The sequence below is a fragment of the Sulfitobacter sp. F26169L genome (genome assembly GCF_026410285.1).
Classification (GTDB): Bacteria; Pseudomonadota; Alphaproteobacteria; order Rhodobacterales; family Rhodobacteraceae; genus Sulfitobacter.
The window spans coordinates 256941-271424 of record NZ_JAPMLP010000003.1; the positions used below are offsets into that span (position 1 = coordinate 256941).

At 56.2% G+C, this 14484-nt stretch carries 14 protein-coding genes; 12 read left to right on the forward strand and 2 right to left on the reverse strand.

Going from position 1 to position 14484, the window contains the following annotated elements; translation table 11 throughout:
* Nucleotides 1-83 precede the first annotated feature (83 nt).
* The 3 genes from pepN (at nucleotide 84) to OS189_RS08075 (ending at nucleotide 3748) form a co-directional block, all read left to right on the forward strand.
* Nucleotides 84-2654, forward strand: a complete 2571-nt coding sequence (gene pepN / locus OS189_RS08065) for an aminopeptidase N (RefSeq protein WP_267166784.1) — start codon at nucleotides 84-86, stop codon at nucleotides 2652-2654.
* Between the two features lie 132 nt (nucleotides 2655-2786).
* On the forward strand, nucleotides 2787-3317 hold the full coding sequence (locus OS189_RS08070; protein ID WP_267166785.1) for a hypothetical protein: 531 nt from the start codon (nucleotides 2787-2789) through the stop codon (nucleotides 3315-3317).
* On the forward strand, nucleotides 3314-3748 hold the full coding sequence (locus tag OS189_RS08075; protein ID WP_267166786.1) for a hypothetical protein: 435 nt from the start codon (nucleotides 3314-3316) through the stop codon (nucleotides 3746-3748). Before OS189_RS08070 ends, OS189_RS08075 begins: the two co-directional genes overlap by 4 nt.
* Nucleotides 3749-3758: 10 nt before the next feature.
* Here the strand turns inward: OS189_RS08075 and OS189_RS08080 are convergent, their stop codons facing one another.
* Nucleotides 3759-4520, reverse strand: a complete 762-nt coding sequence (locus tag OS189_RS08080; RefSeq protein ID WP_267166787.1) for a transglycosylase SLT domain-containing protein — start codon at nucleotides 4518-4520, stop codon at nucleotides 3759-3761.
* 263 nt (nucleotides 4521-4783) lie between these two features.
* Between OS189_RS08080 and OS189_RS08085 the strand changes: the two genes are divergently transcribed.
* The 7 genes from OS189_RS08085 (at nucleotide 4784) to OS189_RS08115 (ending at nucleotide 12176) form a co-directional block, all read left to right on the forward strand.
* Nucleotides 4784-6196: a glycosyltransferase family protein gene (locus OS189_RS08085; protein ID WP_267166788.1), complete on the forward strand. Its 1413-nt coding sequence runs from the start codon at nucleotides 4784-4786 to the stop codon at nucleotides 6194-6196.
* A gap of 66 nt (nucleotides 6197-6262) precedes the next feature.
* Entirely contained in the window at nucleotides 6263-7813 is a 1551-nt protein-coding gene (locus OS189_RS08090; protein WP_267166789.1) for an AMP-binding protein, read from the forward strand.
* 171 nt (nucleotides 7814-7984) lie between these two features.
* Nucleotides 7985-8398: a c-type cytochrome gene (locus OS189_RS08095; protein WP_267166790.1), complete on the forward strand. Its 414-nt coding sequence runs from the start codon at nucleotides 7985-7987 to the stop codon at nucleotides 8396-8398.
* A 168-nt stretch (nucleotides 8399-8566) separates the two neighbouring features.
* The gene (gatB, locus tag OS189_RS08100; protein ID WP_267166791.1) at nucleotides 8567-10078 is read left to right on the forward strand and encodes an Asp-tRNA(Asn)/Glu-tRNA(Gln) amidotransferase subunit GatB; all 1512 of its coding nucleotides are present in this window, start codon (nucleotides 8567-8569) and stop codon (nucleotides 10076-10078) included.
* 69 nt (nucleotides 10079-10147) lie between these two features.
* A complete protein-coding gene (locus tag OS189_RS08105; RefSeq protein WP_267166792.1) occupies nucleotides 10148-10951 on the forward strand; it encodes a hypothetical protein in 804 nt (267 codons plus the stop codon).
* A gap of 86 nt (nucleotides 10952-11037) precedes the next feature.
* The gene (locus OS189_RS08110) at nucleotides 11038-11517 is read left to right on the forward strand and encodes a thioesterase family protein (RefSeq protein WP_267166793.1); all 480 of its coding nucleotides are present in this window, start codon (nucleotides 11038-11040) and stop codon (nucleotides 11515-11517) included.
* 173 nt (nucleotides 11518-11690) lie between these two features.
* Nucleotides 11691-12176, forward strand: coding sequence for a hypothetical protein (locus tag OS189_RS08115; RefSeq protein WP_267166794.1), 486 nt, complete (start codon nucleotides 11691-11693; stop codon nucleotides 12174-12176).
* Here OS189_RS08115 and OS189_RS08120 read toward each other — a convergent pair.
* Entirely contained in the window at nucleotides 12173-12430 is a 258-nt protein-coding gene (locus OS189_RS08120) for a BolA family protein (protein ID WP_267166795.1), read from the reverse strand. The genes OS189_RS08115 and OS189_RS08120 overlap by 4 nt on opposite strands.
* 94 nt (nucleotides 12431-12524) lie before the next feature.
* On the opposite strand from OS189_RS08120, the gene OS189_RS08125 reads away from it, so the two are divergent.
* Together OS189_RS08125 and cobS are read left to right on the forward strand one after the other, a co-directional pair.
* Nucleotides 12525-13151 (forward strand): J domain-containing protein, encoded by a 627-nt coding sequence (locus OS189_RS08125; RefSeq protein WP_267166796.1) that lies wholly within the window; start codon nucleotides 12525-12527, stop codon nucleotides 13149-13151.
* 286 nt (nucleotides 13152-13437) lie between these two features.
* The gene (gene cobS / locus OS189_RS08130) at nucleotides 13438-14424 is read left to right on the forward strand and encodes a cobaltochelatase subunit CobS (RefSeq protein ID WP_267166797.1); all 987 of its coding nucleotides are present in this window, start codon (nucleotides 13438-13440) and stop codon (nucleotides 14422-14424) included.
* Nucleotides 14425-14484: the final 60 nt, after the last annotated feature.

Sequence of the window (14484 nt, forward strand, 5' to 3'; positions counted from 1 at the left end):
TTATTCGCTGCTCCTGCCTTGCAGGCAGGGTGTTGCAGACTTAACGTGCCACCTGACAAATTGTTCCAGCAAAAGGCTTCCAGATGCGTGACGCGGCTCCCCAGACAATCTACCTGTCCGACTATACCCCATACCCCTGGACAGTCGAAAGCGTCGAATTGCACTTTGCGCTGGACCCGCACGCCACCCGCGTGCGCAGTACCATCCGCTTTGCGCCGAATCCCGTGTACGTCGAAGATCCCGATGCCCCGCCCAGCACGATGTTTCTTCACGGTGAAAACCTCAAGTTGATCTCGGCGCAGATCAACGGTGATCCCGTCAGAGCCGAAGTCACCAGCGAAGGGTTGACGACAGATGTGCCGGAGGGTGCTTTTACCTGGGAAGCCGAGGTCGAAATTGACCCGGCGGGAAACACTGCGCTTGAGGGACTTTATATGTCAAACGGCATGTATTGCACCCAATGCGAGGCAGAGGGGTTTCGCAAAATCACCTACTACCCCGACCGCCCTGACGTGATGAGCGTTTTTACCGTGACAATCGAGGGGCCGCATCCTGTCTTGCTATCCAACGGCAATCCGTTGATCGCCTCCAAACACTCGGCCAAGTGGTATGATCCATGGCCAAAACCGGCCTATCTGTTTGCCCTTGTGGCCGGTGATCTGGTAGCCCATTCCGACCGTTTCACAACCCGCTCGGGGCGTGTTGTGGATTTGAACCTTTATGTGCGTGAAGGCGACGAGGGCAAATGCGCCTTCGGGATGCAAGCCTTGAAGGACAGCATGAAATGGGACGAAGACGTTTACGGACGCGAGTATGATCTGGAACTTTTCAACATTGTCGCGGTGGATGATTTCAACATGGGCGCGATGGAGAACAAGGGTCTGAATATCTTCAACTCCTCTGCCGTGCTGGCCTCTCAGGCCACCTCCACCGACAGCAATTTCGAACGCATCGAAGCAATCATCGCGCATGAGTACTTTCACAACTGGACCGGCAATCGCATCACCTGCCGCGACTGGTTCCAGCTGTGTCTCAAGGAGGGCTTGACCGTGTTCCGCGACAGCCAGTTCACCGCCGATATGCGCGGCGAGGCGGTCAAGCGCATCAGCGATGTGATTGATCTGCGCGCCCGCCAGTTCCCCGAAGATCAAGGCCCGCTGGCCCACCCTGTGCGTCCCGAAAGCTTTCAGGAGATCAACAATTTCTACACCGCTACGATCTACGAAAAAGGGGCGGAAGTGATACGCATGCTTAAAACCCTTGTCGGGGATCAGGCCTACAGCGATGCAGTGACACTGTATTTCGATCGCCACGATGGTGATGCCGCCACGATAGAAGATTGGTTGAAGGTTTTCGAGGATACCACAGGGCGCGATCTGACACAGTTCAAACGTTGGTATTCACAGGCCGGCACCCCGCGCCTCAAGGTCGAGGAAGACTGGGCCGAAGGCGCATTGACGCTGACATTCACGCAAAGCCTTGCCGCAACTTCTGCCACCCCCGCGCCGCAGCCGCAGGTCATTCCGCTGGCTGTCGGCCTGATCGGCCCTGACGGAGCCGAAGTTGCCGAAACCCGCGTGCTGGAAATGACAGAAACCAGCCAGAGCTTTAAATTCGACGGCTTATCAGAGCGGCCTGTCGCCTCTATCCTGCGCGGTTTCTCTGCGCCGGTTGTGCTGGAACAGCCGCTAACAGATGCCCAGCGCGCGCATCTACTGGCACACGACACCGATCCGTTTAACCGTTGGGAAGCGGGGGAGACAATGGCGCGCAACACACTGCTTGCTATGATCCTCGAAGGGACGCGGCCCGATCCTGCTTATTTGCGCGGCTTACATGCCGTGGTGACCGATGGTACGCTGGACCCCGCCTTTCGTGCCATGATCCTGTCGTTACCACGCCCCTCTGATCTGGCCACTGCCCTGCACGATGCGGGTCATGTACCAGAGCCGGATATCATCCACGCAGCCCTTGAAACCCTGCGCGACGCCATCGCGCGCGAACTATGCGATGTGTTGCCAGAGCTTTATGAGGACAACCTCGTCACGGAGCCCTACGCCCCAGATGCCATTCAATCGGGCAAGCGTGCGCTGGCGAATTCCGCGCTGAGCCTGCTCTCACGCAGCGATGATGGTAAACTGGCCCGAGAACAGTATGACGCTGCTGACAACATGACGCAGCAGCTTGCCGCGCTTGCCTGTCTCATCCGCGCTGGTCGCGGCGAGGCCGCGATCAAAGCGTTCGAGGAACAGTGGAAGAACGACCGTCTGGTGATGGATAAGTGGTTCGGCCTTCAGGTAAATGAGGCTGATCCAGAAGATGCACACGAAGTTGCCGCCAACCTGACCAAACACCCCGACTTCAATTGGAAAAACCCAAACCGCTTTCGCGCCGTGTTCAGCAGCCTTGCCATGCATCATGCCGGGTTCCATCATGCATCCGGCGCGGGCTACAAACTGCTGGCCGACTGGTTAATCAAACTTGATCCGGTAAATCCGCAAACCACCGCCCGAATGTGCAGCGCTTTCCAGACGTGGAAACGGTATGACCGGTCTCGACAGGAGTTGATGCGCGCACAGGTTGACCGGATACTGGCAACGCCAGACCTCAGCCGTGATACAACCGAGATGTTGACGCGGATTTCGAATGGGTAATACAACGGACCGCAGCGAAACCGCTTGCAAACCTGTGTGGGCTTGCGGAAATTAGGGTATGGTAACCCTAGCAATTTCAACGGTTCGCCGTTTACCCTGAACGGCGGGGGATTGTCTAACCGGAGAAGTTGAATGCTCACCACCCTATTGCTCTGTAGCGCGGCTGTCGCGGCGTTTTTGCTGTATCGCCATTTTCAGCGTGGCGCGCATGTCGTGGGTGGTTTCATTGATGCCCCCCCCGCTGTGCGCACGGCTGCCAAGCGCCTCGGATTTCGCGCGCAACCCAACGTTCATTCAATCGTGAGCCTGCACAGTCCTGATTTGTGTGTCGCGGCTATGGCCGTTGCATTTGCCCGAATGGACGAAAACACAACACTCGCCGATGCGACCCTTGCTGCGTCCCTCACGAAACATCTCCAGATTGACCCGTCTGAGGTGGATGACGCGATTATCCTTTCGGCATGGCTGGTTGATCAGGGCGGCGGCCCGACATCCGCGTTCGAGCGGCTCACCAAGCGGCTGAAGCAATTGGACCACGGCCCCTACTTCAGCAAGATGATGAGCGTGCTGGGAGATGTCACCGCGGCAGGCACACGCGGAATGCCCAGCGCGCCGCAAGCGGATGCAATGGGGGCTCTTGCCCGTATCTTCCGCACGGCATGAGTCTGCCTTACCACTATCAAAGCAACGGGCGGCGCCGCGCAACTACAATCACGGTGGCAATCGTCTGGGCGATGCTGGCGCTGGCGTTTCTCCTACTGGACGCCGCGCCATTGGTGCTTCTGTTTATCTTCTTATTCACCCTGCCGGCACTCTACGATCTAGTGGCTGATCCTGTTTCTACGCTGTTCCTAGATGATACGCATCTGCGTTGGAAAACCCCGCGACAGCGGGCCGACATACCCGTGACCGAGATTGATCACCTGCGGTTTGACACCCGCCTTGATATGTCCGTGCGCCTTACAATAGTGCGCCCTTCCGGTGTGAAAATCCGCATTCCGTTTGCCGCAACGCCGCCGCACCTTACGTTTGAATCCGCCGCAAGACAGGCAGGCATCAAAACCGAGCGGCACCATTTTTCATTGATGGGTTAATACTGTCGCATCACGGACGCGCTTTTGGCCGCGTGGCATTGGGCAGCTTACAGTAGGTCTGGCTTTTCAGCCATGCCGCCATATTGCCGCGTTTTTTCTCATTGCGCATCGGTCCCCAGTCTGCCGATACCCCGCGCCATTTGATATCGCGCCCGTGTATAACGCCGTCACGCCCAACCGTATGGGTCATTATACGAATGCCGCAGCTAAGGTTGGCCGCACCGCTTTTCAACGCCTCTCCGGTGCCTGCGGCGCATTTATATCCGCGCGCTGTTGCAGGCAAAATCTGGAGCAGCCCGTACCATCTGCCGCCGCCGCCCACTGCCCACGGTTTATACGTGCTTTCGTATTTCGCCAGTGCTGACATATAGCCCACCCAAAAGGCCCGCCGCATTGCATCGCTGTTTGTGGGATAAGCCGGACACCAATCGGTAATGTCACGCGGCACCATCTCCACCAGCGGGCTGCCGTGATCCTTCAGCGCAGACAGCGCGGCCCGTGTCCACAATGTATTGCCCTGCATATGCTGCCAGCGTGTACGCGGCACATGCGTCGGGCGCGCAGGCGGGCGGATCGTGTAAGTCTCGCCATCCAGAATTGCGGCATCCTGCGCCGCGGTAACTTCGATGGCCCCATCCGGTTTCAGTGTAATATCCGCCTCTTGGGCAATCGCCGCACTATGGCCCAGCATTATCATACAGGCCACACCGCACAACAGCTTGGACACCGCGTTGCCGTGCACAATAGCTGGATGGGAGATCTTGCGTTTCATGCTGCGCAGTATGATCCGCGAAAAACGCTTCTGACAAGTATTATACGCACGTGCCCCTGCCCAATTATCCGCTTCCAGGCAACACTTTCGGCGTTTCGCAACAATCCGCCCGAACCACGCAACAATCCGCCCAATTTCTCAGGTGATCTCTATCGCCCGCCCAGCGAAATTCGCGACATCACCCTGCCAAAGCCACTTTCGCGCCCCATTGATCGGGGATGTTCGGACAAGACAATCTTCGGCATTTAACATTAGGTGACAGCATGACGCAAATGGCCTCCCTGCTTCGCAAACTGAAAGGCATTAGCCCCAGTGTGCAACGCGCCGACATTGCCGATGACGGCAGCAAACGCGCAGATGCTCAAACGGCTGCCGGCGTAAACTCAACCACACCCGCCAAACCTTCGCCGTTTCGCAAACGCAACAGTCCACCTGCCGCAAAGAAGCTATGCACAGAGACCGTGCAAGAAGACGCGCCCGTCCGCAAAAAGAACTCGCGGCAATCAGATACTACAGCCAGAATTCTGAACAGTCTAAGCATCCCCTGCCCCGATCCGACGCTGGAGGAGCGCACCCGCGACGCGCACCAGAACCACGCATTGCGGCTGGTGCGGCAGGAGGACTGGGAAAAGTTGTCAGGATTGATTAATGAGGCAGACCGCAACAATACCATGACTCCGGGCGGGATGAGCGTGGCAGAGCTGCTGGCGTTCGGCGCCCGTGCCGATGTCGTAATGGCAGCAGAACACGCTTTACTCGACAGCGTACCCGAACACGATGCACCCCTGATGCGTGGCATCGAAGCGTTAGAGTTTGTGCTGGCCGAATACCCCGACGATTACATCATCGGCTGTATCGTCGCCCATGCACACATGGATATGGCTTGGGCGTGGCGCGGCATTGGCTGGGATGTAGAAATTGCCCCCCGGAATCGTGAAGCATTTGATGCTCATTTTGCCCGCGCCCGCGACATTGTGAAATCGCTGCGCAACGCGCCAAAGGATTCGGCACTGTTGGCCAGTACGTCCTGCGCTCTGTTACGCGGTGATAATATCAGCACAAAATCCATCGCTGACCGTTACGAAGCGTTGATTAATCTTAACCCAGAAAACACCAGCCCCTTGCGTGCTCTTGGCACACATATGCTACCGCGTTGGTATGGAACTTATCAGGAGCTTGAGCTTGAGGCCCGTCGCACAGCCGCGCGTACGCAACAGATATGGGGAGCGGGTGGTTATACGTGGGTGATGTTTGACGCAATCAGCGTTGATGACGAAGCCTGTGCGCGTCTTGATCTGCCATTCTTCATGGAAGGTCTGCACGATATCGTCATGCGCCGCCCCGACCCGCATACTGTGAATCTGCTGGCGGCATATTGTGCTAATACCATGGGGCAGGCCTATTCCGGCAATGACGCCGCCGATCATATCCGCGCCCAGATTGCGGCCTGTGCCAGATGGATCGTACGCGAACACCTGACCGAGTTGCACCCGATGATCTGGGCACACGCGGCGCAGGGATTTGTGAACAACTTGCGTGTTTCCTCTGCCTCACGATTTGCGGCGGCGGGTCAGGATGATGCCCTGCGCATTATTGCAGGTTTATTCAAACGCGAAATCGCGGAAGGCAAACGCATAATCTTCACCGATGAAGGCCCAATCGCGACCGCTGTGTAACGGAGCACCGTCAGTCTGGACACGCTGTTCACCTCTGCCTAAGCTGCGGTTCAGGGAGAGAATATAATGACATATCACACAGCCGCCGCAGACATCGCGCTGCGCGACCAATCCATTACAGAACGGGTTTTCGAGAATCTCGTCACCCGCCCCGATGAGGTGGTGCTGACCGATGGCACAACAGGCGTGGGCATGACCGCAGCCGAGTTTATGGCCCAGGTGAAAGCCCTTGCAGGCGGGTTAACCGCACGCGGACTGGGGGCGGGAAAAACCGTTGCGTTGATGTCGCCGAACAACCCGCATTACTGCGTTGTGTTTCATGCAGTCGCTTGGGCTGGCGGCACAATTACAACCATCAACCCAACCTACACCGCCTCCGAAGTTGCGCACCAGTTGCGTGACAGCGCCGCAGATGTTCTGATCACTATCCCGATGTTTTTGGAAACCGCCCACGCCGCTGCCAAAGATGCAGCAGGGCAGCCCGTGGTGGTGATGGGTGAAGCTAGCGATAATGCCGAACCGCTTTCGGCGTTTTATGGCACCCCGATCGAACAGCAGGTGCCGGTCGATCTGGACGAACACTCCGTCGTGTTGCCCTATTCCTCGGGGACCACCGGAATGCCGAAGGGTGTTCGTCTGTCTCACCGCAATCTGGTGGTGAACGTCGATCAGATTATTGCGGGTGGTGATGTGCGTCCGGGAGAGGTTGCCGCGGCGTTTTTGCCGTTTTTCCATATTTACGGGATGAACGTTCTGATGAACGTCCACCTTGCGGCAGGTGGTGCGCTCGTCACGATGCCCCGCTTTGATCTGGAGCTGTTTTTGCAGATCAGTCAGGATTACAAGGCACGCCGCATGTGGATCGTACCGCCTGTAGCGCTGGCACTGGCCAAACATCCGGCGGTGGATAATTACGATCTGTCCTCGATAGAGCAGATATTCTCGGGCGCGGCCCCCTTGGGCGCCGAGGTTTCTGACGCAGTTGCAAAGCGGATCGATTGTTTGTCTGTTCAAGGCTTCGGCATGACAGAACTTTCGCCTGTCTCCCACACCACCCCGCTGGGCAAGCCGAAATCTGGTTCCTCCGGCGTGGCTCTGCCCAATACGCAGTGCCGTATTGTCGATCCCGAAACCGGAGAAGACCTGCCCGCCGGGAAAGAGGGCGAATTGTGGATTAAAGGCCCGCAGGTGATGAAAGGCTATCTGAACAACGAGAAAGCCACCGCCGAAACTCTGACGCCTGACGGATGGCTCAAAACCGGTGACATCGCATATATCGACGATGAAGGCTATATGTTCATCGTGGACCGACTGAAAGAGCTGATAAAATTCAAGGGGTTTCAGGTCGCCCCTGCGGAATTGGAAGCGACGCTGGTAACACATGACGGCATCATCGACGCCGCCGTCATTGGCGTACCAGATGACGAAGCAGGCGAAGTTCCTATCGCTTTTGTCGTGGCGACAGATCCCCACCCGTCAGAAGATGAAATCAAGGCACATTTGGCCAAAACGCTGTCATCTTACAAACAGATCCACCGCGTGAATTTTGTGGAAGAGATACCCAAATCTGCGTCCGGCAAAATTCTACGCCGTGTACTGAAAGCACAGATCGCCTAAACCGGTATCATCGCGACAAGCCCCGACTTTGGCTTGCCGCTTCTAACTGCCAGCCAGACACTGTTGATTGATACATATCAATGCTGCGGTGAATTAATCGTGAGATACTCACAGAAACAATCGGCGACAATAGGTCCGCCATGTCCCAACCCAAGCGGAGTTTCAGTACCGATGACGATTATCAAACCTCTCGCCCCGTTTTTCGGCATCGCGTTGCTCGGGGCCTGTGTCGCAGGCCTTATGCCGCAAAACGCCAGCGTTCAGCGTGGCAAGGTTATTTATGCCAAAGAGTGTTCACATTGCCATAGCCCGACGGGCGACGGCGCGGGTGCTGCATCGCTGGGCCTCGGTGTTGCGCCGCCCGATGTGACGGGTCTCACTGCGCGCAATGATGGCGTTTTCCCGCGCGAATTTGTGCATCGCTTTGTGCTTGGTACTCTTGAGAAAGAAGATCCTGACGCCGCAATGCCAGAGTTTGGAAAAGTTGGTTTGCAACATGCCTCTGCCGATGGCACCCCCGCTGGCGAAGTATCGACAGCTGATATGATTGCCCTGCTGGATTACGTCGAGACAATACAGAAATAGCAGACCAATCGGGTAACGCGCAAATCAAAAGATTATGCGCACCGGAACAAGCTCAAATGACCTCTCGGTCAGAGCGCGCGATGATCAATTCAGGCGTCAACCCCCTCTTGCAGCACCTTCGCCGCACCGCTAAACCCGTGCCAACAACCATAGACAAGGTGCTTTCCCATGCTCGACCTCACCTACGACACGCCAAAAGTCCGCACTATTGCGGGGGCCAAGCAGGATTGGGAGCTGGTGATCGGCATGGAGGTCCACGCGCAGGTGTCCTCGCAGTCAAAACTTTTCTCGGCGGCCTCGACCAAATTCGGGGCCGAACCGAACAGCAATGTCGCCTTTGTGGATGCGGCAATGCCGGGTATGTTGCCTACCATCAACGAATTCTGCGTCGAACAGGCCGTGCGCACAGGTCTTGGCCTGAAAGCAAAAATCAACCTCTGGTCGGCGTTTGACCGCAAAAACTATTTCTATCCCGATTTGCCCCAAGGCTATCAGATCAGCCAGCTCTACCACCCCATCGTCGGCGAGGGTGAAGTGCTGGTTGAGATGGGCGATGGCACGGCAAGGCTTGTCGGGGTTGAACGTATCCACCTTGAACAGGACGCGGGTAAATCCATCCACGATATGGACCCGAACATGTCTTTTGTGGACCTTAACCGCACAGGCGTTGCCCTGATGGAGATTGTCAGCCGCCCCGACATTCGCGGGCCCGAAGAGGCGGCGGCCTACCTTGGCAAACTGCGCCAGATCCTGCGCTATCTTGGCACCTGTAACGGTGACATGCAGTCAGGTGCCATGCGTGCGGATGTGAACGTATCTATCTGCGCCCCTGGCCAGTACGAAAAATACGCAGCCACAGGTGATTTTTCGCACCTTGGCACCCGTTGCGAGATCAAGAACATGAACTCCATGCGCTTTATCCAACAAGCGATTGAAGTAGAAGCAAAACGCCAGATTGCGATTGTTGAATCCGGCGGTGAAGTCGTGCAGGAAACCCGCCTGTTTGATCCGGACAAGCAGGAGACACGCTCCATGCGCTCCAAAGAAGAGGCACATGATTACCGTTACTTCCCCGACCCCGATCTGCTGCCGCTGGTGATTGAGCAAGATTGGGTTGACCAGATCAATGCCACCCTGCCCGAGCTGCCCGACGCCAAGAAGGCCCGCTTCATCAACGATTTCGGCCTGTCCGATTACGATGCCTCCGTGCTGACGGCTGATCTGGATTCCTCCAGCTATTTCGAGGAAACAGCAAAAGGGCGCGATGGCAAAATGGCAGCCAACTGGGTGATCAACGAACTGTTCGGCCGTTTGAAGAAAGACGAAAAAGATATTTCGGACAGCCCCGTTCCCCCTGCGCTGCTAGGCGGAATCATTGATCTGATCGCATCAGGTGCAATCAGCGGAAAAATCGCGAAAGACGTGTTCGAAATCACCTACACCACCGGCCGCGACCCCGCCGAGGTGGTGGAAACCGAAGGTTTGAAACAGGTCACTGACACGGGCGCAATCGAAGCTGCGGTAGATGAAATCATTGCCGCCAACCCTGATCAGGTTGCAAAAGCGCGCGAGAACCCGAAGCTTGCAGGTTGGTTTGTGGGTCAGGTGATGAAAGCAACGGGCGGCAAAGCCAACCCCAAGGTTGTGAACGAGATGGTCGCAGCCAAGCTGAACGGTTGAAGCATAACTGCGGATACTGCGGCGGTTGCGCCCCACAAGGCGCACCCCCGTAATTTGCAGGAGACTGAAATGGCGACATTCCATGTGCATATCGGTCTTCCCAAAACCGGATCGACAACATTTCAGAAAGCACTGCAACTGAACACTGAAAAGCTGTCCCCGAAGCTGTGCGTGATAAACCGCATGTCTTTCGGCCCACAGCGCAAGGGATTGATGCGCGCGCATGCCTATATCCGCCAGAACTACGAAACCGGAATAAACCGCGCAACGCTTGCCAGCCATCTGGAAACAGCTCTTGAGATGCCCTTGGCCGAGGTCAATGATGACAAGCCGGTGCTGATGACGGATGAAGGCTTGTCAGGGCCACATCCGGGACAGTTTGAAACCCACACCGGAGTTTTTCCAGCCCTTTCGCATGCCCTTGATGCGCTGGCAGATGTTTTGCCGATAGAAAATACCGTGTTTCATATCGTGGTGCGCGATCATCAGAAATGGGTCAAAAGCCTGTATAACCAAGCGGTAAAGCAAACCCGCTACACCCACGACTTGCAGGCGTTCAAAGATACCCTGCCAGCGGATTTCGATATCACCACACACATCGCGGCGGTTTCCGAGGCACACGGCGACAAGGATATCCGTATTCACAAAATGGAAGACGCCGCCCTTTTCCCCGGTGAAGGTATTCTTAAGGCGTGCGGTGTACCGGCGGCGGAACTCGCCACATTCGAAATACCGCAAAGCGTCAACAAAAGCTGGTCATCGGGGATGTTGCGGGCAATGCGGGTGATTAACGGCGCCGATATCGATGACAAGACCAGAAACATTCTGCGCAGGGAAATCGCCCAACAGCGCGCAATTTTTAACGATAGCTGAGGGGTGCGCTGCGACATCCTCAGCGTTACGGCCGGAACCAGAAATACAATCTCGCAGGTTTGGAAACCACGTGCTAGACCTTGCACATGACAGATATTTTCCGCTCCTCCCCGCTCACCGTTTTGCCAGAATGGATCGACTACAACGGTCATCTGAACATGGCATATTATTCCGTTCTGATGGATCAGGGGGCAGATCAGGCCTATCCGCATCTGGGCTTTGGCCCCGATTACCGCGAACGTACCGGATGCACCACCTACGTGGCTGAATTTCACATTTGTTACCTGCGCGAATTGCATGAAGGTGACCGCGTCATATCAACACTTCACCTGCTGGATTACGATGAAAAACGTTTTCATATATATCAGGAGCTTTGGCACGAAGACGGTTGGCTGGCCGCTACGGGTGAAGCGCTGACGCTGCATGTCGACCAATCCGGCGAAACGCCCAAAGTCGCAAAAATGCCCGATGACATCATGGCAAAACTTGCAAACATCGCAAAACAGCAAGCCGACTTGCCAAAGCCCGAGCGTATGGGCCGCAAGATCGGGATTACGCGCAAGTAATCGCCATGCATTGAGATGGCACGGGCGCGCGGCTGCCGCTTTCGAGGACATATCACCTTCAACATGAGTCTGACAAAGCACCGCGCCTGAAATGTCAAGGGTTTGTCTAATGCTGCCTGTTCCCTTTCGCGTCGCCGCGCGCTAAAACATGCCAAACCACCGGAAGTTCCCCCATGCCCCGCTATGAATACAAAGTTGTCGCCGCCCCTTCAAAAGGGATAAAAGGAAAAGGCGTTCGCGGCGCCGAAGCGCGTTTTTCCTATGCCCTTCAAGAGCTTATGAACGGAATGGCAGGTTACGGCTGGGAGTATCAGCGCGCTGAAACGCTGCCATCAATCGAGCGTTCAGGAATTGCCGGATCAATGACGGAGTGGCGCAACGTTTTGGTTTTTCGCCGTTTGCGCAGTGGCGATGCTGAAGAGTTCCAGCCCGAACTTCTGCCAGCGCCCCCAGTGTCCACGCAAGACGAGACAAATGCGCGCCAGAGGCATTTCCAATCAGATGACGATGATGAAGAACTACTTTCCGATAACGGTGTTGAAGATACGCAGAGCAACAAATCCATTGGCCCCTCGCTGAGCATCCTCGCCCGCGCGCGCAGCGTCGCCTCAACTGCCCGGGATGATACAGCCGAAAAAGGCGAAAAGCCCGAAACCTAAGCCGAAATATCCAGCGACAACGCGTGAATGCGCGCAATCAGCTCCGCCCCCAGCGCTGAATGAACGGCGCGGTGTTTTGCCACACGGCTTAGCCCATCAAAATCGGGGGCGACAATCACCACATCAAAATGCGTCTCGCCTCCCTCGCGAAAGCCTGCATGGCCGCGATGCGCTTCGCTAACGTCTGTCACGGACAAACGCTTAACCGCGAATGCATCGCGCAACGCGCTTTCGATCTCGTCTTTTACAGGCATAAACCCTCCAATAGGGGCGTTTTATTTCACACCGCCCCTTCCCTCTGTCAGCCATATGTCTAGAGTGGATGCTTCGAGTCGGAAAGGTGCACCAATGCAAAAAAACGATCCCTTTGGTTTTGATATGTCTGTCTCTTCCGCAAAGAAGAAGAACCCGCGTGGGCGGCGTGGAATGTCGGGCGCGTCCGAAACGTCGCGCCGCATCTGCGACCATGACGGTTGCAACGAGGCAGGCAAATACCGCGCGCCTAAAGCGCCTGATGTGCTGGACGACTACTTCTGGTTCTGTCAGCAGCACGTACGTGAATACAATACAAAGTGGAACTTCTTCCACGGCACGACCGAGGCGGAGATGAACGCCAAACTGTCCGAAGACAAAGTCTGGGACCGCCCCACGAAACCTATGGGCGACCCCGAAGCCCGTGCATGGGCCCGTCTGGGCATCGAGGACCCGCATCAGGTGCTGGGCGCAAACGCCACGCAGAACCCCGGCAAGGGGCCACAAGCAGGCCGCCGCCTACCCCCTGTTGAACGTAAAGCGCTAGAGATTCTGGATGCAAAGGATAACCTGACGAAGCCGGAAATCCGTAAGATTTACAAATCTTTGATCAAGGTTCTTCACCCTGACATGAACGGCGGCGACCGCTCGCAGGAAGAGCAGTTGCAACAGGTCGTCTGGGCATGGGACCAGCTTAAAACCAGCCGTAATTTCAAGGATTGAATGGCCGCGCGCGCTTCAATGCTGTGCTGCGCGCGCGGCTGCGCAGTACCGCGCAAACCGGGCGTATCCATGCATCCCCGTGAAGCGGCCCGATCACAACAATATGGTGTTAGCGTGATGGCTTCTGCGGCGCAGCTACGATCAGCTCCAGCGCCTTCAGGCGCAACGGCGTAACGGGATTGCTTATCAGGTGTAATTTAGGCCTTTCCCTTGAACCCTGCCGCGATATGTTGCATCCGAGACGGGAACGCCCCTATCGGGGCAGATAGATTTAGGATGATTTCACATGGCTGACGGCGGACTGGACCTCAACGCAACCCCGACCAAGGATATCTCGGTACGTGAGGTTTTTGGCATCGATACAGACATGACCGTGAAGGGCTTTGAGCAGCGCACGGATCGCGTGCCCGAGTTGGACAGCACCTACAAGTTTGATGCCGACACAACGCTGGCGATTCTAGCAGGGTTTTCGCACAACCGTCGCGTGATGGTTCAGGGCTATCACGGCACGGGCAAATCGACGCACATCGAACAGGTGGCAAGCCGCCTGAACTGGCCCACGGTACGCGTAAACCTTGATAGCCACATCAGCCGGATTGATCTGATCGGTAAAGATGCAATCAAGCTGGTAGATGGCAAGCAGGTTACATCGTTTCAGGAAGGTATCTTGCCTTGGGCTCTGCGCACGCCCACCGCGATTGTATTCGACGAATACGATGCAGGCCGTGCCGATGTGATGTTTGTAATCCAGCGTGTGCTGGAAGTGGATGGCAAGCTAACGCTGCTGGACCAGAACAAGGTGATCACGCCCCACCCGTATTTCCGCATCTTTGCAACCGCCAACACTGTTGGTTTAGGCGATACGACGGGCCTTTATCACGGCACCCAGCAGATCAACCAAGGCCAGATGGACCGCTGGTCACTGGTGTCGACGTTGAACTACCTTAGCATTGATGCCGAAAGCGCAATCGTGCTGGCCAAGAACCCGCATTTCAACACCGCCGAGGGCCGCAAGATCATCAAGCAGATGGTCACTGTTGCCGACCTGACGCGTACCGCATTTATGAGCGGTGATCTTTCGACAGTAATGTCACCGCGTACGGTAATTGCTTGGGCGCAAAACGCCGAGATATTCAAAAACGTTGGATATGCTTTCCGCCTCAGCTTCCTCAACAAATGTGACGAGTTGGAGCGCCAGACAGTGGCTGAATTCTACCAGCGTCTATTTGACGAAGAATTGCCCGAAAGCGCGGCAAGCGTAAGCTTGGGCTGACAACTAAGCGCAAATGAAAAGGCCCCGATGCTACGTGCATCGGGGCCTTTTCTTTCAGAT